Annotated in this window: 18 protein-coding genes and 1 pseudogene; 11 read left to right on the top strand and 8 right to left on the bottom strand. The window is 72.0% G+C overall.

The features are described from left to right. Positions 1–75 precede the first annotated feature (75 nt). Genes CW359_RS10965 through CW359_RS10975 form a run of 3 tightly spaced genes read left to right on the top strand, consistent with a single transcriptional unit; the run spans position 76 to position 2,908 of the window. Positions 76–906, top strand: coding sequence for an SDR family NAD(P)-dependent oxidoreductase (locus tag CW359_RS10965; protein WP_105969667.1), 831 nt, complete (start codon positions 76–78; stop codon positions 904–906). Continuing rightward, complete coding sequence (locus tag CW359_RS10970) at positions 903–2,135, top strand: amino acid deaminase/aldolase (protein ID WP_105969668.1); 1,233 nt, start codon at positions 903–905, stop codon at positions 2,133–2,135. The genes CW359_RS10965 and CW359_RS10970 overlap by 4 nt, the downstream gene beginning before the upstream one ends. Then, a complete protein-coding gene (locus CW359_RS10975; protein ID WP_105969669.1) occupies positions 2,132–2,908 on the top strand; it encodes an SDR family NAD(P)-dependent oxidoreductase in 777 nt (258 codons plus the stop codon). Before CW359_RS10970 ends, CW359_RS10975 begins: the two co-directional genes overlap by 4 nt. Before the next feature lie 7 nt (positions 2,909–2,915). Here CW359_RS10975 and CW359_RS10980 read toward each other — a convergent pair whose 3' ends face one another. Continuing rightward, positions 2,916–4,433 (bottom strand): carboxylesterase/lipase family protein, encoded by a 1,518-nt coding sequence (locus CW359_RS10980; RefSeq protein ID WP_105969670.1) that lies wholly within the window; start codon positions 4,431–4,433, stop codon positions 2,916–2,918. A gap of 131 nt (positions 4,434–4,564) precedes the next feature. Here CW359_RS10980 and CW359_RS10985 point away from each other — a divergent pair, with 131 nt between their 5' ends. The 5 genes and pseudogenes from CW359_RS10985 (at position 4,565) to CW359_RS11005 (ending at position 7,431) form a co-directional block, all read left to right on the top strand. After that, positions 4,565–5,530 carry a pirin family protein gene (locus CW359_RS10985; RefSeq protein WP_105969671.1) on the top strand — a complete coding sequence of 322 codons (966 nt, stop codon included), beginning with the start codon at positions 4,565–4,567 and terminating at the stop codon, positions 5,528–5,530. 76 nt (positions 5,531–5,606) lie between these two features. After that, positions 5,607–6,014 (top strand): annotated as a pseudogene (locus CW359_RS10990) (AraC family transcriptional regulator); the annotation flags it as partial. A 93-nt stretch (positions 6,015–6,107) separates the two neighbouring features. Then, entirely contained in the window at positions 6,108–6,584 is a 477-nt protein-coding gene (locus CW359_RS10995; protein WP_105969672.1) for a MarR family winged helix-turn-helix transcriptional regulator, read from the top strand. Then, positions 6,581–7,039 carry a CBS domain-containing protein gene (locus CW359_RS11000; RefSeq protein WP_105969673.1) on the top strand — a complete coding sequence of 153 codons (459 nt, stop codon included), beginning with the start codon at positions 6,581–6,583 and terminating at the stop codon, positions 7,037–7,039. Before CW359_RS10995 ends, CW359_RS11000 begins: the two co-directional genes overlap by 4 nt. 41 nt (positions 7,040–7,080) lie before the next feature. After that, the gene (locus tag CW359_RS11005) at positions 7,081–7,431 is read left to right on the top strand and encodes a tetratricopeptide repeat protein (protein WP_105969674.1); all 351 of its coding nucleotides are present in this window, start codon (positions 7,081–7,083) and stop codon (positions 7,429–7,431) included. 96 nt (positions 7,432–7,527) lie between these two features. Here the strand turns inward: CW359_RS11005 and CW359_RS11010 are convergent, their stop codons facing one another. After that, positions 7,528–8,955, bottom strand: coding sequence for a PepSY-associated TM helix domain-containing protein (locus CW359_RS11010; protein ID WP_105969675.1), 1,428 nt, complete (start codon positions 8,953–8,955; stop codon positions 7,528–7,530). 210 nt (positions 8,956–9,165) lie between these two features. Between CW359_RS11010 and CW359_RS11015 the strand changes: the two genes are divergently transcribed. Continuing rightward, positions 9,166–9,807 carry a peptide deformylase gene (locus CW359_RS11015; protein WP_105969676.1) on the top strand — a complete coding sequence of 214 codons (642 nt, stop codon included), beginning with the start codon at positions 9,166–9,168 and terminating at the stop codon, positions 9,805–9,807. Positions 9,808–9,828: 21 nt separating this feature from the next. Here CW359_RS11015 and CW359_RS11020 read toward each other — a convergent pair whose 3' ends face one another. Continuing rightward, positions 9,829–11,265, bottom strand: a complete 1,437-nt coding sequence (locus tag CW359_RS11020) for a dihydrolipoyl dehydrogenase family protein (protein ID WP_105969677.1) — start codon at positions 11,263–11,265, stop codon at positions 9,829–9,831. Positions 11,266–11,394: 129 nt separating this feature from the next. On the opposite strand from CW359_RS11020, the gene trxA reads away from it, so the two are divergent. Then, positions 11,395–11,763, top strand: coding sequence for a thioredoxin (gene trxA, locus CW359_RS11025; protein WP_105969678.1), 369 nt, complete (start codon positions 11,395–11,397; stop codon positions 11,761–11,763). A 97-nt stretch (positions 11,764–11,860) separates the two neighbouring features. On the opposite strand, the gene CW359_RS11030 is transcribed toward trxA, so the two are convergent. The 3 genes from CW359_RS11030 to CW359_RS11040 form a co-directional block, all read right to left on the bottom strand. Further along, positions 11,861–13,306, bottom strand: a complete 1,446-nt coding sequence (locus CW359_RS11030; RefSeq protein WP_105969679.1) for an aldehyde dehydrogenase family protein — start codon at positions 13,304–13,306, stop codon at positions 11,861–11,863. A gap of 267 nt (positions 13,307–13,573) precedes the next feature. After that, positions 13,574–14,608, bottom strand: coding sequence for a LacI family DNA-binding transcriptional regulator (locus tag CW359_RS11035; RefSeq protein ID WP_105969918.1), 1,035 nt, complete (start codon positions 14,606–14,608; stop codon positions 13,574–13,576). Positions 14,609–14,907: 299 nt separating this feature from the next. Then, positions 14,908–15,585, bottom strand: a complete 678-nt coding sequence (locus CW359_RS11040; protein WP_105969680.1) for a TetR/AcrR family transcriptional regulator — start codon at positions 15,583–15,585, stop codon at positions 14,908–14,910. 127 nt (positions 15,586–15,712) lie between these two features. Between CW359_RS11040 and CW359_RS11045 the strand changes: the two genes are divergently transcribed. After that, entirely contained in the window at positions 15,713–16,273 is a 561-nt protein-coding gene (locus CW359_RS11045) for an NADPH-dependent FMN reductase (RefSeq protein ID WP_105969681.1), read from the top strand. Between the two features lie 145 nt (positions 16,274–16,418). On the opposite strand, the gene CW359_RS11050 is transcribed toward CW359_RS11045, so the two are convergent. Further along, complete coding sequence (locus CW359_RS11050; RefSeq protein WP_105969682.1) at positions 16,419–17,300, bottom strand: LLM class F420-dependent oxidoreductase; 882 nt, start codon at positions 17,298–17,300, stop codon at positions 16,419–16,421. Positions 17,301–17,369: 69 nt separating this feature from the next. Beyond that, the gene (locus CW359_RS11055; protein WP_105969683.1) at positions 17,370–18,347 is read right to left on the bottom strand and encodes a TerC family protein; all 978 of its coding nucleotides are present in this window, start codon (positions 18,345–18,347) and stop codon (positions 17,370–17,372) included. Between the last annotated feature and the right edge of the window lie 217 nt (positions 18,348–18,564).

Here is an 18,564-nt window from a genome sequence, read left to right on the forward strand (position 1 = left end):
AGGAGTTCTCATGCACACACCTCGAACGGACGGCGCCCCGCACCCGCGTGCCGTCGCCCAGGACGGGAGTGTCCGGTGAGTGTCGTGCTGGTCACCGGCGCCGCGAGCGGCATCGGTGCGGCGACCGCGCGCGAGGCGGTGCGCCGGGGTCACCGGGTCGCCCTCGCCGACATCGACCTCGCCGGAGCGACCCGGATCGCCGGTGAACTCGGGCCCGACGCGCGGGCGTTCGAGCTGGACATCCGTGACGAGGCCGCCTGGGAGGCGACTCTGGACGCGGTCGCGGATCAACTCGGGCCGCTGGACGTGCTGGTCAACAACGCGGGGATCATCCACACCGGCTACGCACGCCAGTTGGCGCCCGCCGAGCACCGCCACATGATCGAGGTGAACCTCCTCGGCCCGATCACCGGCACCCTGGCCGCCCTCGCCCGGATGCGCGCGCGGGGACACGGGCACATCGTCACCGTGTGCAGCATGACGTCGTTCCTGCCGCTGCCCGGCTACACCACCTACGGCGCCACCAAACACGGGCTGCGCGCCTTCCACCACAGCGTGGCCATCGAGGAGCGGGGCGGGCCGGTGACCTTCAGCATCGTCCATCCGCCCGGCACCCGAACTCCCATGCTGGAGCAGGAGATGGCCGATCCCAGCGCGGTCATCACCTTCGCCGAGAAGCCGCTCACCCCCGAGAAGGTCGCCTCGGTGATCGTCGACGCCATCGAGCGCAAGCCGGTCGAAGTCGTCCACCCCGCCATCGGTGGACGCGTGCAGCGGGCGGCCGGTGTGTTCCCCCGGCTGATGCGCTTCGTGATCCCCAAGGTGGTGTCCATGGCCGAGCGCCGCAGCAAGAGCCTCACCCCGGCCCCGGCGGCCGTACCCGAACAAGGAGAGACCGACCGATGACCATCAACACCACACCTCCCAGAGCGAGTTCGGCTCCGGCGACGCAGAGCCACTTCGACCGGCTGCGGGCGGCGACCGCCGGTCTCGAACCGCCCTTCGGCGTGATCGACCTGGACGCCTTCGACGCCAACGCCCTCGACCTGGAACGGCGTGCGGGCGGCAAGCCGATCCGGCTGGCCAGCAAGTCGCTGCGCTCCCGCGCCCTGATCCGGCGCGCGCTTGACCGCCCGGGATTCGCGGGCGTCCTCGGCTTCACGCTCCCCGAAGCCCTGTGGCTGGCCGAGGAGTTCGACGACATCGTCGTCGGCTACCCCACCGCCGACCGCGCGGCCCTGCGCCGCCTGGCCGCCGACGAACGGCTCGCCTCCCGCATCACCCTGATGGTGGACTGCGTCGAGCACCTCGACCTGATCGACGCGGCGACCGGCCCGCGCGAGACCCGGATCCAGGTCTGCCTGGAACTGGACGCGGCCCTGCGCCTGGCGGGCGGCCGGCTCCACCTGGGCCCGCGCAGATCGCCGGTGTACACCCCGCAGGAGGCGGCGGCGTTCGCCCGCGAGATCGCCTCGCGCCCGGGCTTCGAGCTGACGGGCATCATGGGGTACGAGGGCCAGGTCGCAGGGCTCGGCGACAACGTCCCCGGCAACGCGCTCAAGCGGGCCGCCGTACGGGCGATGCAGCGTTCCTCCGTGCAGGAGCTGAGCCTGCGCCGGGAAGCCGCCGTCGCGGCCGTCCGGGCGGTGACACCGCTGCGGTTCGTCAACGGCGGCGGCACGGGCAGCCTGGAGACGACGAGCCGCGAGGGTTCCGTCACCGAACTCGCGGCGGGCTCCGGCCTGTACGGCCCGGGCCTGTTCGACTTCTACCGCGCCTTCCGGCCCGTCCCGGCGGCCTACTTCGTGCTGCCCGTCGTACGCCGCCCCTCGTCCTCCGTGGCGACACTCCTCGGCGGCGGCTGGATCGCGTCCGGGCCGCTCGGCAAGGACCGGCTGCCCACGCTGGCCTGGCCGCCCGGGCTGCGGGTCACCGCCACCGAGTCCTTCGGCGAGGTGCAGACCCCGCTGCTGGGCCGGGCCGCGAGCGTCCTGAACATCGGGGACCGGGTGTGGCTGCGGCACGCCAAGGCCGGTGAACTGTGCGAGCGGATCGGCGATCTGCACCTGGTCAGCGACGGCGCGGTGGTCGACACCGTGCCCACCTACCGAGGCGAGGGCCGCCACTTCCTGTGAGCACCACGCCCCTCACCGGCCGGACGGTCCTGATCGTCGGCGCCTCCTCCGGCATCGGCGCGGCCGTGGCCCGGCAGCTCGCCCCGGCGGGCAACCGGCTCGTCCTCACGGCCCGCCGCGCCCCCGAACTGGCCGCCGTGGCAAGGGAGATACGGGCCGCGGGCAGCGACTGTCTCGACCTCCCCGCCGACGCCCTGGACCCGGAGGCGGCGGCCGGGGTCGTGGCCACCGCCGTCGCGGAGTTCGGCTCGGTCGACATCGCGCTGCTCAACGCGGGCCAGGGCCCGGACATGGCCATGGACCGGGTGAGCACGGCCGACGTCTCCCGGATCATGGCGTTGAACTACGACGTCGTCGTCAACTATCTGGTGCCGCTGGTAGGGCAGTTGGGCGAGCAGCCGGGCGGCGGACTGATCGCGCACACCAACTCCCTGGCGGGCCTGATGGGCGTCCCGCGCCAGGGCCCGTACTCGGCGGCGAAGGCTGCCGTACGCACCCTCCTGGACGCCGCGCGGGTCGAACTGGCGCCCAGGAACATCCGGTTCACCTCGATCCACCCGGGTTTCGTGGGCACGGACCGGGTCGACGGGGACGGTCTGCCCAAGCCCTTCCAGGTCAGCCAGGAGCGGGCGGCCCGGTACGTCGTACGCGCCCTGGAGCGGGAACCGGCGCAGGCCTGCTTCCCCTGGCAGACGACGGCGCTGGTCCGCACGCTGCGCGCCCTGCCCGCGCCGGTCGCCGACCGGGTGCTGCGGCTGCTCGCCGCCGGATAGCGCCGCGCTACCCCGTCGTCAGGGGCAGCGCGCCGAACGTGTGCCGTTCCCACAGGCGCCGGGAGGTCTCCTCCGGGTAGGGGGCGACGGCCGGTTCGGTGTCGAGGAGCTGGACCAGGCGCCGCTCGGTGTCGTACGCGGGCCAGCCCGGGTCGCCCGTGGCGGCGAAGGAGGTCCAGGCGGCGCGGATGCGGGCGGAGAGCGCCTCGGCCTCGGGGAGCGGGGTGGGGCCCATCAGCATGCCGCCGAGGCCGCCCTCGATGCCGCTGCCGATACCGAAGGTCAGGGGCACGTCCAGGCCGTGGCAGGCGCCCAGGACACCGCCGTTCACGGGAGCGGCCCAGGTCAGCTCGTAGACGTGGGCCCGGCCGCCCGCGGTCGCCTGCGCCTGGGCGAGGTGCAGCACGGGCATCCGGAAGAGCCAGTCGGACTGCACGAGTTCGAACAGGTACTCAGCGGAGGCGTCCGGGAAGGCGGTGCGATAGGCCTGCTCGGCGTCGGCGCCGGGTCCGAACAGGCGTAGGACGGTCGACGCCAGTCCGTCGTCCACGCGGCCGAACAGCCCGCCGAGCATGAGGAAGAGGCGGTACTCGTCCCGGTTGTGCCCGAGGATCAGCTCGACGTCCCGCGCGGCACCGGCGGCCAGGGCCTCGTACGGGGTGACCGGCAGGACATCGCCGTCCACGACGGGTGAGAACGGCGTCGGGGTGAGGGCGACCGCGCCCCACCTCGGCACGTACTCACGCATCCGGGCGCTCAGCGCGGCCCCGGCCTCGGGCAGCTTGCGCGGGTCGACGCCGGACAGGTCGGCCACGGTCGGGCGCAGCCCGATCTCGGCGGCGAGCGTCTCGGCGATGTCCCCGGCGAGCGCGTCCGAGAAGTAGGTGCCGGGCACGCTCTGCAGGATCGCCCGCCGGAACAGTCCGCGCGCCCGCTCCATGGCGAGCAGCGCGGCGATGGACCCGGCGCCGGCCGACTCCCCGAAGACGGTGACCCGGTCGGGGTCGCCGCCGAACGCGGCGATGTTCTCGCGCACCCACTCCAGGGCGGCGACCTGGTCGAGCAGTCCCCGGTTGGCGGGGGCGCCCTCGATCCGGGCGAACCCCTCGATGCCGACCCGGTAGTTGAGGGTGACCACGACCGTCCCGCCCTCGCGGGAGAGGCGGTTGCCGTCGTAGTTCGGGTCGTCGGCGGAGCCGAACTTGTAGGCGCCGCCGTAGATCCACACCAGCACCGGGCGCCGCGCCGCCGGATCCGCGTCCGGCGTCCAGACGTTGACGGTCAGCCAGTCGTCCCCGGCGGGCGAGCCCCCGGGGGCCGTCATCTCCTGCGGCGGCGGGGGCCCGAACGCGAACGCCTCCCGCACCCCGTCCCAGCTCTCGGCGGGCCGAGGCGCCGCGAACCGCAGCTCCCCGACCGGCGGCTGGGCGAACGGAATCCCGCGGAACACCGAGAGGCCGCCCTCACGGCGCCCACGCACGGCGCCCGCCACCGTGCTGACCTCGGGAAACTCGGCTGCGCTCATCGACAGACCCCTCACGTCGTAGTGAATTGTTTTTCACTATACGAACCCTGGTGTCACGGAGGGATCAAGGCCGCCGACTTTCTGCCCTCCGCGCGACGGCACGGGCCCGCTCCCCCACTAGGTTGTGCGCCATGAGCAACCTTGACCGCACGCCCGTACCCAGCGTCTGTGGCGGCCGTGGATTCGTCGTCGCCGAGCCCGTACGTGAACTGCTGAGCCCCCGCCGTGTGCAGCTCGGCGAGGGCACCGAGGTACGCCGTCTGCTGCCGAACCTCGGGCGGCGCATGATCGGCGCATGGGCGTTCGTCGACCACTACGGTCCCGACGACATCGCCGACGAGCCGGGCATGCAGGTGCCGCCGCATCCGCACATGGGCCTGCAGACGGTGAGCTGGCTGCACGAGGGCGAGGTGCTGCACCGCGACTCGACGGGCAGCCTGCAGACGATCCGCCCGCGCGAGCTGGGCCTCATGACCTCGGGCCGGGCGATCAGCCACTCCGAGGAGAGCCCGAGGTCCCACGCGCGCTTCCTGCACGGGGCCCAGCTGTGGGTCGCCCTCCCGGACAGCCACCGCCACACCGACCCCCGCTTCGAACACCACGCCGCCCTGCCCACGGTGACCGCACCCGGCGTGACGGCGACCGTGATCCTCGGCTCCCTGGACGACGCGACCTCGCCCGGCACGACGTACACCCCGATCGTCGGCGCCGACCTGACCCTCGCGGACGGCGCGGACGTACGCCTACCGCTTGTGCCCGACTTCGAGTACGGGGTGCTGGCGATGTCCGGCGAGGTGCACGTGGACGGCGTACCGGTGCTGCCGGGCTCGATGCTCTATCTCGGCTGCGGCCGGACCGAACTCCCGCTGCGGGCCGCGTCGGACGCGAGCGTGATGCTGCTGGGCGGCGAGCCGTTCGAGGAGGAGCTGATCATGTGGTGGAACTTCATCGGCCGGTCCCAGGAGGAGATCGTGCAGGCCCGCGAGGACTGGGCGAAGGGGTCCAGGTTCGGCGAGGTGAAGGGCTATGACGGGTCCCCGCTGCCCGCCCCCTCCCTGCCGGACACCCCGCTGAAGCCGCGCGGCCGGGTGCGCTGACCGGCGGGACATCCGCGTACCGAGACGGTCCGCGGGCTGCCGCTGGAGGTCGTGGCCGCCCGACACCTCGACGTACCGGCCCGACCCGCCGTCGCCCCGATGTCCGGCACGGTGCTGGCGGTGATCGCCCAGGGCGCCAAGCGCCTCGCCCTCGGCGACCGGGTGTACGAGTACAGGCCCGGGCAGTACCTGGTCGCGTCCGTCGATCTGCCCGTCACCGGGCAGTTCACCCAGGCCGACCCCGAGGAGCCTGCGCTCGGCTTCGGGCTCGTACTGGAACCCTCCGCCGTCGCCGAACTCCTGCTCCAGGCCGGGCCCGGAGACGCCCCGCGCACCGGGGGGGACACGCCCATCGGGCATCGCCGTCAGCGACGCTCCGGACGCGCTCCTCGACGCGGGGGTACGGCTGCTGCGCCTGCTCGACGAGCCCCGCGACCGGGCCGTGCGCTGGATCCGCGAGCACTACGCGCTGAGCCGGCGGGTCGCCCACCATCGGCTCCCCGTGGCCGTTTCTCCCTCCCGGTTTCCTGATGGGATTTAGTAGCCATGGATATAGTAGCCATGTACTGTATTCGGCATGAGTACGACCTCCGAGGGCGCGACCCCCGGCTATCTGGTCTGGCGGCTGTCGACGAAGTGGCGCGTGGCCGTCGACCGGGCGGTCGCGCCCCTCGGGCTGACCCACGCGCAGTACTCGATCGTCGCCTCGCTGTACGGCATGCGACGGGCCGGGCTGCGCCCCAGTCAGCGGGAACTGGCCGACCACACCGGCCTCGAACCGCTGTACGTGTCGAAGCTCGCCCGTGCCCTGGAGACCGCCGGCCTGCTCGAACGCGCCCGTGACCCACGGGACCCGCGCGCGGTGCGGCTGACCCTCACCGAGCAGGGCAGCGAGGTCACCGGCCGCGCGATCGAGGTCGTGCAGGGGCTGCTTCAGCGGTTGCTGGAGCCCCTCGGGGGCCTGGACAGCGCGCGCACCCGGGACTTCACCCGCGACCTGGCGCTGCTGCTCGACACGCCTCTCCACGCCGATCCCGAGAAGGAGCAGCCATGACCACGTCCACGGCACCGGTGCTGAACCCTCGCGTCATAGCCCTGGCCCACTACGCGGCACGGGCCGTCCTGGAGAACGTACTGGCCCGGCACGGCCTCGGCTTCACGCAGTCGGTGACGCTCAGGCTCGCCGTCGTCGCCGACGGGCCCGTCGGGCGGGAGCGTCTCGTCGGCGAGGTCGTCGACGCGCTGAAGATCGACAGGGCGGACGCGCACACGGTCGTTGGCGAACTCGTCGAGCGCGAGCTGCTGACGGCCGAGGCCGAACTCCTCACGGTCACGGACGCGGGACGCGAGCTGTTCCGCACCACCAGCGCCGAGACCGCCCCCTACTCCGCGCGCGTCTACGCCGGCATCCCGGACGAGGAACTGGCCGTCGCCGGCCGGGTGCTGACGCTGATCACCGAGCGGGCCGACGCGGAGCTGGCCGCCATGGCGGGACCGGCCGCGGAATGAATCACCTTCGGGGCCGGTTACCGCACCCGAAGGAGGCACGAGTGGAGACCACGACGGACACGTACTACGACCAAGGAACCGCGGCGGAGCGCTGGGAGCGGGCGCTGCTGTTCTTCGACGCCAAGGACTACGCCGGTGCGGCGCGGGTGCTGGGCGGGCTGGTCGAGGAGGTGCCGGAGCAGACCGCACCCCGGCTGCTGCTGGCCCGCGCCTACTACCACTCCGCCCAACTGCTTCGCGCCGAGGCCGAGTTGCTCGTGCTCGTCGAGCGCGACCCGGTGGAGCAGTACGCCCGGCTGCTGCTCGGGCGCACGCTCCAGCGCCAGGGCCGCCACGAGGAGGCCGCACCGCACATGAGGCTGGCCGCCGCCCTCGCGGGCGACTTCGAGTAACCGCCCGCACGACGGACCCGACAGACACGACGGCCCGGCTCCCCCAGGACGGGGTGCCGGGCCGTTCCGTATGCGTATGACTCGCCGTGTTCCCCGCTACGCGCCCGCGCGCTCCTTGTACGTCCGGTTGCCGCGCCGGTAGTCGATCTCGCCCAGGATCACGTCGACGGCGATGAAGGCCGCCAGGGGAATGCCGAGCAGCGGCACGAAGTAGCCGACGACGGCCACGCCCGCCATCAGCGGTACGAGGAGCAGCGGGGGCACCTGCTGCCAGGCGCCGCGCGGGATCGGGCGGCCGAAGGCGGAGGCCCGGCCGCGCAGCCACCACATGCGGTAGCCCCAGAGGATGAGCAGCACCAGGGAGAGCGCCAGGGCCATCAGCAGGAGCTGGTTGACGATCCCGAACAGCAGACCGGTGTGCGCGTCGATGCCCCAGCGGGTCAGCTTCGCGAGCACCGGGTAGTCCGCGAACCGGAGGGTGTCGAGGACCTCGCCGGTCGACGGGTCCACGGCGACCGCGTCCTGCTTGGTGGGCCAGCTGCGCTGGGTCTGCTTGACGACGTACGCGGAGGTCTCGTCGGCGGGCGGGACGATCTCGACGGGGTCGCTCAGGCCCTCGGCGCGGGCCGCGGCCAGCACCTTGTCGAGGCCGACGCCGTGCTCGGCGGTGCTCCCGGCACCGGCCGCCGCGTCATGACCCGAGTGCTCGCCACCCGCCGACGAGACGGACGGGGTGGACTGACCGAGGGAGGTGCGCAGGACGTCGATGTTGGCGCCCGCGTAGGTCGACCAGGTCAGACCGGTCGCGGAGAGGAAGATGAAACCGGCCGAAGCCCAGACGCCGACGGTGCCGTGCAGCCCGAGGGTGCGGCGGCGTCCGCTGGTGCCGCGCACCTTGCGCTGCGAACGGCGGCGGGCGAACCACAGCACCAGACCGCCGCCCGCGACCACCCACAGCCAGCTCGCGGCGAGTTCGCTGTAGAGGCGGCCGTTCTCGCCGAGGTGCAGATTCCGGTGGAACTCGCTGATCCAGGTGCGCACGGGCAGCGCGCCCGAGGACCCGTACTGTTCCAGCGCGCCCTGCACCTTCGCGGTGTACGGGTCGACGAACACGGCGAGCGTGTGGCCCTCGCCGACACCGGGCACGCCGGACAGCATCACCCGCGTCGACTCGTCGTCCTCGGGCGAGGGGCGTACGGCCGCCACGGTGCCCTCGGGATGGGCCTTGCTCGCGGCGGCAACCTGCTCGGAGATCGGCAGCTTGGTGTCGCCGACGGAGACCGTCATCTCGTCGGCGTAGATGATCTTCTCGGCCTGGAAGGAGCCCGCGTACAGAAAGCCGGTCAGGGCGGCGACCAGCAGGAACGGGGCGACGAGGACGCCCGCGTAGAAGTGCAGCCGCAGCACGAGGGGACGGAGTGTGGCGGCCGGGGACGGTTTCGCCGGGGCGGAGGGTGTCGACGCGTCCGGTGAATCCGGGGAGTCCGGGGATTCTTCCGTCGTGGTCTTGGATGCGGTGGACATCGGCGGGCTTCTCCGGTGGGCAGGGGACGGTGAGCGAGGGACGCCGCGCGGGGAGGAGCGCGACTGCGGGGGAAGGACACTGCGAGCGGGTGGAGCTGTGGGGGCCGGTTCAGTAGTCGTACGGTCGGACCGTCGAGTTCCCGGCCACACAAGTGGCGTACGTCACAGCGGTGGACGCCCGTTGTCGGAGGCTCGTGGCATCCTGACGCCATGGCAACTCCCCAGGACCGCAGCGCCCTTGCCGAGCACGTCGAGCGACTCCTCGCCGCCGGCGGGCCGTTGCCGATCGTCGCCGCCGGTGACCCGGTGCTGCGCCGCCCCACCGCGCCCTTCGACGGGCAGCTCGGCCCGGAACTGCTGACCCGCTTCGTCGAGGCCCTGCGCGAGACCATGCGCGACGCCCCGGGCGTCGGCCTGGCGGCCCCGCAGGTCGGGGTGGGCCTGCGGATCGCGGTCATCGAGGACCCGGCGCCGGTGCCGGAGGAGGTGCGCGTGGTGCGCGGCCGGGTGCCGCTGCCGTTCCGGGTGCTCGTGAACCCGGCGTACGAGGCGGTCGGCACCGAGCGGGCCGCGTTCTTCGAGGGCTGTCTGAGCGTGCCGGGCTGGCAGGCGGTGGTGTCCCGGCCCGCGGCGGTACGGCTCACGGGCCAGGACGAGTACGGGCGTGCGGTGGACGAGGTGTTCACGGGGTGGCCGGCCCGGATCGTCCAGCACGAGACCGACCATCTCGACGGCACGCTCTATCTGGACCGGGCCGAACTGCGCTCGCTGTCCTCCAGCGCGGCCGTGGTGGAGCGGTGGGCCCAGCCGACCCCGGCGACGGCGGCCGAGGAACTGGGCTTCTCCCTCTGACCGCCGCCCGCCCTTCGGTTCCTACTTGCCGTCGCGGAACTTCTCCAGCAGACGCAGCCAGACCTCGCTGATCGTCGGGTAGGACGGCACCGCGTGCCACAGCCGCCCGAGCGGCACCTCTCCGGCGACGGCGATGGTCGCCGAGTGGATCAGTTCGCCGACGCCGGGGCCGACGAAGGTCACGCCGAGGAGGGTCTCGCGGTCGAGGTCGACGACCATGCGGGCGCGTCCCCGGTAGCCGTCGGCGTACAGACCGGCGCCCGCGACCGAGGAGAACTCGACGTCGACCGCGCGCACCCGGCGGCCCGTCCGCTCGGCCTCGGCGAGGGAGAGGCCGACAGCCGACGCCTCCGGGTTGGTGAAGACGACCTGCGGGACGGCGTCGTGGTCGGCGGTGGCCGAGTGGGCGCCCCAGGGGTCGGTCTCCAGGAGCGGTACGCCGGCCGCGCGGGCGGCGATGGCGGCGCCCGCGATCCGGGCCTGGTACTTGCCCTGGTGGGTGAGGAGGGCGCGGTGGTTGACGTCGCCGACGCCGTACAGCCACTCGCTGCCGGTGACGCGGAGGCTGTCGTCGACGGGCAGCCAGGAGCCCGGTTCGAGGCCGACCGTGTCGAGGCCGATGTCCTCGGTGCGCGGGGCCCGGCCGACGGCGAAGAGGATCTCGTCGGCCTCGATCCGGTCGCCGGTGTCGGTGACCGCGACGACGGTGCCGTTCTCCCTGGTCACCGACGCGACCGAGGTGCCCGTACGGACGTCGGTGCCCGCCTCCGCCAGCGCCTCGGCGACCAGCTCGCCCGCGAAGGGCTCCATGCCGCGCAGCAGGCCCTTGCCGCGCACCAGCAGGGTGACCCGGGAGCCGAGGGCCTGCCAGGCGGTGGCCATCTCGACGGCGACGACCCCGCCGCCGACCACGATCAGTCTGCCGGGCACCGACTTGGCGCTGGTCGCCTCGCGGCTCGTCCAGGGCCCCACCTGGGCGAGGCCCGGCAGGTCGGGCAGCAGGGCGCTGGTGCCCGTGCACACGGCGACCGCGTGCCGGGCGGTCAGCACCTGGGTCGAGCCGTCCGCGCCGGTCACCGTCACCTCGCGGGGCCCGGCGAGGCGGCCCTGGCCCCGGTAGAGGTCGGCGCCGATGGAGTCGAGCCAGCCGATCTGTCCGTCGTCCTGCCAGTTCGAGGTCTCGTAGTCGCGGTGGGCGAGGACCGCTGCGGCGTCCAGGTCACCCTGGACGAGGTGGCTCAGGCCGGGTACGCGGCGGGCGTCGGCGCGGGCGATCACCGGCCGCAGCAGGGCCTTGCTGGGCATGCAGGCCCAGTAGGAACACTCGCCGCCGACCAGTTCGCTCTCCACGATCGCGGTGGAGAGACCGGCCGCTCGGGTGCGGTCGGCCACGTTCTCCCCCACGGGTCCGGCACCCAGCACCACTACGTCGTACACGTTGGATTCCGTTTCCGTCATGGAGCCAGTCTGGTGGGTGGTGTGGCGGGTGGCCACACGGGTACGCGCGCGGAATACGCCGTCGCCGGGACGTGTTGTGCGAGCGCGATCCACCGGCAACGACCCGACAGCAGGAAGAGGAATCAGGTCATGAGCAGCACCGTGGAGCTGACCAAGGAGAACTTCGACCAGACGGTCACGGAGAACGAGTTCGTGCTGATCGACTTCTGGGCGTCCTGGTGCGGGCCGTGCCGTCAGTTCGCCCCCGTGTACGAGAAGGCCGCCGAGAACAACCCGGACCTGGTCTTCGGCAAGATCGACACGGAGGCCCAGCCGGAGCTGGCCCAGGCCTTCGGCATCCAGTCGATCCCGACCCTGATGATCGTCCGCGACCAGGTGGCCGTCTTCGCCCAGCCCGGCGCCCTCCCCGAGGCCGCCCTGACGGACATCATCGGCCAGGCCCGCAAGCTGGACATGGACGAGGTCCGCAAGTCGGTGGCGGCCCAGCAGGCGGAGTAGCCAGTTGAGGGGCCGCAGGCCCCCTCAAGGGGCGCGGGGAACTGCGCGACCAGCCACGACGGTCCCGCAGTGACCCACCACCCCCTCGACGGCTCGCCTAGAAGGGGTACGGCGCTACATCCCCCCGCACGGTGGTCCACCGCACGTCGGTGAACGCCTCCAAGTTCGACTCCCCACCGAACCGCGCACCGGTCCCGGAGGCAGCGACCCCACCGAACGGCGCCACGGCCTCGTCATTGACCGTCTGGTCATTGATGTGGACGATCCCCGTCGGGATCCGCTCCGCGAGGTCGAGCCCGCGCGCGGTGTCCCGGGTGACGATTCCGAGCGACAACCCGTACTCACCGGCGGCGGCAAGCGCGGCGGCCTCGTCGACGGTGGCGAACGAACGTACGGGCGCGACCGGCCCGAAGACCTCCTCCGCATACGCGGGGGTGCTGTCGTCGACCTCGGCGAGAACCGTCGGCCGGTAGAAGAGGTCCTCGTGCGTGCCGCCGGCGGCGAGCCTCGCGCCGCTGCCCGTGCTGGACTCCACCAGGCCGTGGATCTTGGCCAGTTGGGCGCCGTCGATGATCGGGCCGAGGTGGACCTGGGCGCGGTGCGGGTCGCCGACGGCGAGGGAGTCGGCCTTGGCGGCGAGGCGGTCGACGTACTCGCCGTAGAGCGACTGGTGGACCAGGTGGCGGCCGGTCGTCATGCAGATCTGGCCCTGGTGGAAGAAGGAGCCCCAGGCGGCGGTGGAGATGACCGCGTCGAGGTCGGCGTCCTCCAGGACGATCAGGGCGGAGTTGCCGCCGAGTTCGAGGTGGGCGCGCTTGAGGTGGCGGCCGGCCGCCTCGCCGACGGCACGGCCCGCCGCCGTGGAGCCGGTGAAGGAGATGACGGGCACGAGCGGGTCGGCGACCAGGGCCTGGCCCGCGTCAGGGCCGCCGGGCAGCACGTGCAGCAGGTCCTCGGGCAGGCCCGCCTCGGCGAAGACCGCGGCCAGGGAGAGCCCGCCGCAGACCGCCGTACGCGGGTCCGGCTTCAGAACGACCGCGTTGCCGAGCGCGAGGGCCGGGGCGACGGAGCGGATGGAGAGGATCAGCGGGGCGTTGAACGGCGAGATCACGCCGACCACCCCGACAGGTACCCGGCGGGTGTAGGACAGCCGGGGCGCCTCGGAGGGCAGCACCTGCCCGGCGGGGCGGGAGGCGAGCGCGGCGGCCTCGTAGCACTCCTGGGCGGCGACGTGCAGCTCGAACTCGGCCTTGCCGGGGATCGAGCCGGACTCGCGGACGATCCAGTCGCGCAACTCGTCGGCGTGCGCGGCGAAGAGGTCCCCGGCCTTGCGGAGCACCCCGGCACGGACGAAGTGCGGGGTGCGGGCCCAGGCCGCCTGGGCGCCGCGGGCCGCCTGCGCGGCCGGTCCGACGTCCTCACCGGTGGCGAGCACGACCGTGCCGAGCGCCTCGCCGGTGGCGGGCTCGCTGACGGTGTACTCGGGGCCCGACAGGGGCCGGGCGGCGTGGGACTGCCAGGTCTTGGGGTCCAGCAGCGTCATTGCGGCTCTCCGTTTCAGTCACCGGCGGGACACGCGGAGTCGACGGCATCCCTATGTGGTTGAGCGCGCAACATCCTATGGCTTGTCAGACGGATCGGGTCGGCGAAAAGCAACGGCACTTCACACCGCCCGCCCACCAGGACGCGCCCCATAGGGGCGCGGGGCTGCATCGATCAGCGGCTCCGCCGCGGGGCGCGACCAGCCCCACCGGACCCGCGGACGACCCCCGACCTCACTCACCCGCCCGCCCAAGCCCAGCGCAGCGACTCAACTGGAGTCGCGGTGCACCAGCGTCGCACCCAGGACGTGATGGGTCTCGGGGGTGGCACCGGGGTTGCGTACCGCGCGGTCGACGAGTTCCGCGAGGTCCCGGCCGGCCGGGAGTTCGATGTGCACCGTGCTGAGTCGGGGCCGCAGCAGCCGGCCGAGGATCAGGTCGTCGGCGCCGACCAGCGCCGTGTCGTCCGGGACGGTGACGCCCTCGTCCTGGAGGGCGCGCATCAGGAGCATCGCGTACTCGTCGTTGAACCCGAAGACGGCGTCCAGGCCGAGTTCGGGCCAGCGGGCGGCGAGCCGGGCCGCGGACTCCTCCTCGTAGGCGAGTGGCAGCACGGTCACCGTGGCGTCCGTACCCTCCAGCGCGCCGCGCACCCCGTCGAGGCGGGGCTTGGAGAAGACCTTCAGACCAGGCTCCTCGGGCACGACGACGCCGATCCGGCGGCGGCCACGGGCGTACAGGTGGGCGCCCGCGACGCGGCCGACGCCCTCGTGGTCGATGAGGAGGCTGTGCGCGCCCTCGATGCGCTCGGAGCCGAGCGTGACGACGGCCCGGGCGCCGGAGCGCTTGAGGACGGCCACGCCCTGCGGTCCGAGCCCGCCGACGGGCACGAGGACGGCGGCGGGCCGCAGTTCGGCCCAGGCCCGGGCGGCCTCGTCGCCGCGCAGGCCGACGGAGGCGTACTGGACGACGGTGTAGTCGAGGCGGCTGAGCGCCCACTGGAGTTCGTTGATGAACTGGCTGTAGAGCGGGCCGATCGGCACGTTCGGGGCGGGCATCAGGACCATGCGGCTGTGGCCGGCCCGCAGGCTGCGGGCCGCCGCGTGCGGAACGTACCCGAGTTCCTCCGCGGCCTCGTGGACGCGGCGGCGGGTGGGTTCGCTGATCCGGACGGCACTCGTGTTGTTGAGGACGTAGGAGACGGTTGCGCGTGAGACGCCGGCCAGGCGGGCCACATCCGCGCTCGTGGGCACGGAGCGCGGTTGGGGCGCGGCCGGGGCGGCCGAATTCGGTATCTGCACCATGACGTACGGCATCTTTGCAGAAGCTCGGGGCATGGATCGGAGCGGGGGAACTTCGCAATCGATCCGGAAGCAAAGGCGGTTGACGAAAGCGCTTGGGGAAAGCGCTTTACTGAAACGCTTCAGAAAGATCGTTCGCGGAATGCCGGAACCCGCCGGACAACGGGTTGAGCCCCTCGCCCCGAACGGCCGCGCAGCGAACGCGCTTTCCGGACAGCCCGCGCCAAGTCACGGACAGATTCCACCCGTTGACCACCTGTGCCTGCCGAGGCGGTGCCTGCGCGATTGGCCGAAACTCGCGGTCAATAGCGAGGCGTACCGCCCGCGATCCGGTCGACGAGGTCGATCCAGCCCGCCTCCAGGCGGGTCGTCGGCATCCCGCACTGCTGGGTCAAGTGGTGGACAAGGGCCGGATCCAGATATCCCATCAGCGTTTTCGCGAGGAGTTCGCAGTCGGCGTCCGGAATGGCCTGCCGGAGCAGCATCGTGACGTGCGCGGACAGCACCATGCGCGGTGCGGAAGCGAAGCGGCGGCCCGGCCCGCCCTCGGCGGCCAGCTGCAGCTCCAGCTCGTCCACCATGCGGCGCAGCACCGCGACACCGAAGGCGCGCAGCCGCTCCACGGGCGGCGCACCGGGGCCGAGCGGCGGCGGGCCGGTCAGGAAGGCGGCCTGGAGCTTCTTCTCGGAGTGGTCGAGCAGGGCCATCAGCAGGCCGGTGCGGTCGCCGAAGCGCCGGAACACCGTGCCTTTGCCCACCTTCGCCGCGGCGGCCACCGCCTCCATGGTGACGCACCCCACACCGCACTGCTCGACCAGCTGTGCGGCGGCCTCCAGGAGGCGGGCGCGGTTGCGCGCGGCGTCGGCGCGCAGGCACGGCTCGTCGGCCTCGGGGCCGATCTCGGCGCCGAGTTGAAGCAGACGGGGCTCGTCGACCCATTCCTGAGAGGGGTTCGGGAAGGGGGGCAGGGACTCGGACATGAAGCCAGCGTAACGCCCAGGAATGAAACTGGACCCTGGTCCGTTTAGCTGCTACAACTTTAAACGGACCTCGGTCCGGATCGTAACGACAATGTTTCAGCCCTCTGTACAGCCCGTGGAGTCCCCCATGTCTGTTCGCATCCTTGCCCTCGTCGGCAGCCTTCGCGCCGGTTCGCACAACCGCCAGCTCGCCGAGGCTGCCGTGAAGCTCGCCCCCGAGGGTGCCGAGGTCGTCCTGTACGAAGGCCTCGCCGACGTCCCGTTCTACAACGAGGACATCGACGTCGAGGGCAGCGTCCCGGCCTCCGCCGTCGCGCTGCGCGAGGCCGCCGGCACCGCCGACGCCCTGCTCTTCTTCTCCCCCGAGTACAACGGCACGATTCCGGCCGTCCTGAAGAACGCCATCGACTGGCTGTCCCGCCCCTACGGCGCCGGCGCGCTCTCCGAGAAGCCGGTCGCGGTGGTCGGTACCGCCTTCGGCCAGTTCGGTGGCGTATGGGCGCAGGACGAGACCCGTAAGGCCGTCGGCATCGCGGGCGCCAAGGTGCTGGAGGACGTCAAGCTCTCCATCCCCGGTTCCGTGGTCCGCTTCGCCGAGACCCACCCCGCCGACGACGCAGAGGTCGCCGCGCAGCTGACCGAGGTCATCGGCCTGATCCACGGCCAGACCACGGCTGCCGCCGCCTGATCGACACGGGCACACGAAAGGGCCGGAGCCCACGGGCTCCGGCCCTTTCTCCTGTCTCCGCAGAGCCCCTTTTCCTGACTCCACCAGGGACTCCTTCTTGTCCTCCCGGCCCCCGGCCACCGATCCGAGCCCTGCCGAGTGCGGCTCAGCCCAGTTCGGCCGCGCGGCGGGCCGCCGGGGCCACGAACTCCTCGATCCAGGCCGCCGGTTCGTCCGTGACCGGTCCCAGCATCACCGTCTCGATGCCGAACTTCGCGTACGGCTCGATGTCCCGGACGAAGCCGTCGACGTCGTTCTCGGCCAGCGCGCCGCCCATGTAGAGCAGGGTCCGGGTGATGTCGTCGTACGGGCGCCCGACGCTGTCGCAGTGGCCGCGCAGGACGTCGAGCTTGTGGGCGACCTCCTCCGGGCTGGTCGCGAAGAGGTTGCAGGCGTCCCCGTACCGGGCGACCAGGCGCAGCGTCTTCCGCTCCCCGCCCCCGCCGATCATGATCTCGGGGTGCGGTGAACTGACGGGCGCCGGGACGCAGAGGGTCTCGGCGAGCCGGTAATGGGCGCCCTCGAAGGCGCCGTTGGTGTCCGGGTCCCACATCTGGAGACAGATCCGCAGGGTCTCCTCCAGCCGCTCGAACCGCTCGGCCGTCGCCGGGTACGGCACCCCGAGGCCCTCGTGCTCCCGGTCGTACCAGGCGGCCCCGATCCCGAGTGTGGCCCGACCGCCGGACAGCACGTCGAGCGTGGTGGCGATCTTGGCGAGCAGTCCGGGATGGCGGTACGTCACTCCCGTCACGAGGGCGCCGAGGCGGACCGTGGAGGTGTGGGCGGCGAGGAAGCCGAGGGTCGTGTAGGCCTCCAGCATGGGGTCCTCGGCGCCGCCGTTGAACTCCATCTGGAAGTAGTGGTCCATGACCGTGAGCCGGTGCACCCCCGCCGCCTCGGCCGCGGCACCGGCCGCCGCCAGCTCGGGACCGAGCGCGGCGGCACCCGAGGAGTGGTTGAACCTGTTGATGTGCACGCCGAGCCGCATGTCCGTCTCCGTTCGCCTGCATCCAGCGGTCTTCCGCGAACGACGCTAGTTCTTGGAGCGCACACGAAGTCAAGCCAGGGGCCGGCCCTGGGCCCGCTCGGCCTCCTCCTGCTTCTTCGAGGCCCGCAGGCTGGTGAAGGTCGTGACGGCCAGTACGAGGACGATGAAGCCGAGCGAGAAGGGGATCGAGATCTCCGGGACGTGGACACCGGACTCGTGCAGCGCGTGCAGGACGAGTTTCACGCCGATGAAGCCGAGGATGATCGACAGGCCGTAGCTGAGGTGGACCAGCTTCTTCAGGAGGCCGCCGATGAGGAAGTACAGCTGGCGCAGACCCATCAGCGCGAAGGCGTTGGCGGTGAAGACGATGTACGGGTCCTGGGTCAGGCCGTAGATCGCGGGGATGGAGTCGAGCGCGAACAGCACGTCCGTGGAGCCGATCGCGAGCATGACGACCATCATCGGCGTCATGATCCGCTTGCCGTTCTCCACGATGAACAACTTGGTGCCGTGGTACCGGTCCGCGACACCGAACCGCTTCTCGGCCATCTTGAGCAGCTTGTTCTCTTCGTACTCCTCCTCGTGCGAGCCCTTCTTGGCGTCCTGGACCAGCTTCCAAGCGGTCCAGATGAGGAAGGCGCCGAAGATGTAGAAGACCCACGAGAAGGTGGAGATGATCGCCGCGCCGGCCGCGATGAACCCGGCCCGCAGTACGAGGGCGACCAGGACGCCGACCATCAGCACGCGCTGCTGGTACTGCGAGGGCACGGCGAACTTGCCCATGATCAGGACGAAGACGAAGAGGTTGTCGACGCTCAGCGACTTCTCGGTGATGTACCCGGCGAAGAACTCACCGGTGGGCTTGGTACCGCCGTAGATCAGCAGCCCGAGCCCGAACAGGCAGGCGAGGACAACCCACACCACGGTCCAGGTGCCGGCTTCCTTCAGGGACACGTCGTGGGGCTTGCGGCCGATGAAGAAGTCGACGGCGACGAGGACACACAGGGCGACGACAGTCAGCGCCCAGACGGTGAATGAGACGTTCACAGGTACTCCAGGGGGGAAGATGCGCAATGGCAGCGTTGTCATCTCTTGTGATCACTTCCACCCCGAAGCGGTGAACAGAGCCCCATTACCTGGCAAAATCCCGAGGTCATCGGCGGGAGCAACGTTTCGTCCGGAGCGGGCAGGACCGGGCTACCCGCCGAATGGCGGGCAAGTCCCGCCGGACGGCGGTGCGCCGACACCGGGGTCGCGCACGGAT

Source organism: Streptomyces geranii, assembly GCF_002954775.1.
In the GTDB taxonomy this organism is placed as follows: domain Bacteria; phylum Actinomycetota; class Actinomycetes; order Streptomycetales; family Streptomycetaceae; genus Streptomyces; species Streptomyces geranii.

Bases quoted from the DNA above. Each gene is read 5' to 3' on its own strand.
- CW359_RS11050 (WP_105969682.1), bottom strand. From the start codon at position 17,300: ATGCGGCTCGGCGTGCACATCAACAGGTTCAACCACTCCTCGGGTGCC.
- CW359_RS10970 (WP_105969668.1), top strand. From the start codon at position 903: ATGACCATCAACACCACACCTCCCAGAGCGAGTTCGGCTCCGGCGACG.
- CW359_RS10995 (WP_105969672.1), top strand. From the start codon at position 6,108: ATGAGTACGACCTCCGAGGGCGCGACCCCCGGCTATCTGGTCTGGCGG.
- CW359_RS10985 (WP_105969671.1), top strand. From the start codon at position 4,565: ATGAGCAACCTTGACCGCACGCCCGTACCCAGCGTCTGTGGCGGCCGT.
- CW359_RS11035 (WP_105969918.1), bottom strand. From the start codon at position 14,608: ATGGTGCAGATACCGAATTCGGCCGCCCCGGCCGCGCCCCAACCGCGC.
- CW359_RS11045 (WP_105969681.1), top strand. From the start codon at position 15,713: ATGTCTGTTCGCATCCTTGCCCTCGTCGGCAGCCTTCGCGCCGGTTCG.
- CW359_RS10980 (WP_105969670.1), bottom strand. From the start codon at position 4,433: ATGAGCGCAGCCGAGTTTCCCGAGGTCAGCACGGTGGCGGGCGCCGTG.
- trxA (WP_105969678.1), top strand. From the start codon at position 11,395: ATGAGCAGCACCGTGGAGCTGACCAAGGAGAACTTCGACCAGACGGTC.
- CW359_RS11030 (WP_105969679.1), bottom strand. From the start codon at position 13,306: ATGACGCTGCTGGACCCCAAGACCTGGCAGTCCCACGCCGCCCGGCCC.
- CW359_RS11020 (WP_105969677.1), bottom strand. From the start codon at position 11,265: ATGACGGAAACGGAATCCAACGTGTACGACGTAGTGGTGCTGGGTGCC.
- CW359_RS11015 (WP_105969676.1), top strand. From the start codon at position 9,166: ATGGCAACTCCCCAGGACCGCAGCGCCCTTGCCGAGCACGTCGAGCGA.
- CW359_RS11000 (WP_105969673.1), top strand. From the start codon at position 6,581: ATGACCACGTCCACGGCACCGGTGCTGAACCCTCGCGTCATAGCCCTG.
- CW359_RS11040 (WP_105969680.1), bottom strand. From the start codon at position 15,585: ATGTCCGAGTCCCTGCCCCCCTTCCCGAACCCCTCTCAGGAATGGGTC.
- CW359_RS11010 (WP_105969675.1), bottom strand. From the start codon at position 8,955: ATGTCCACCGCATCCAAGACCACGACGGAAGAATCCCCGGACTCCCCG.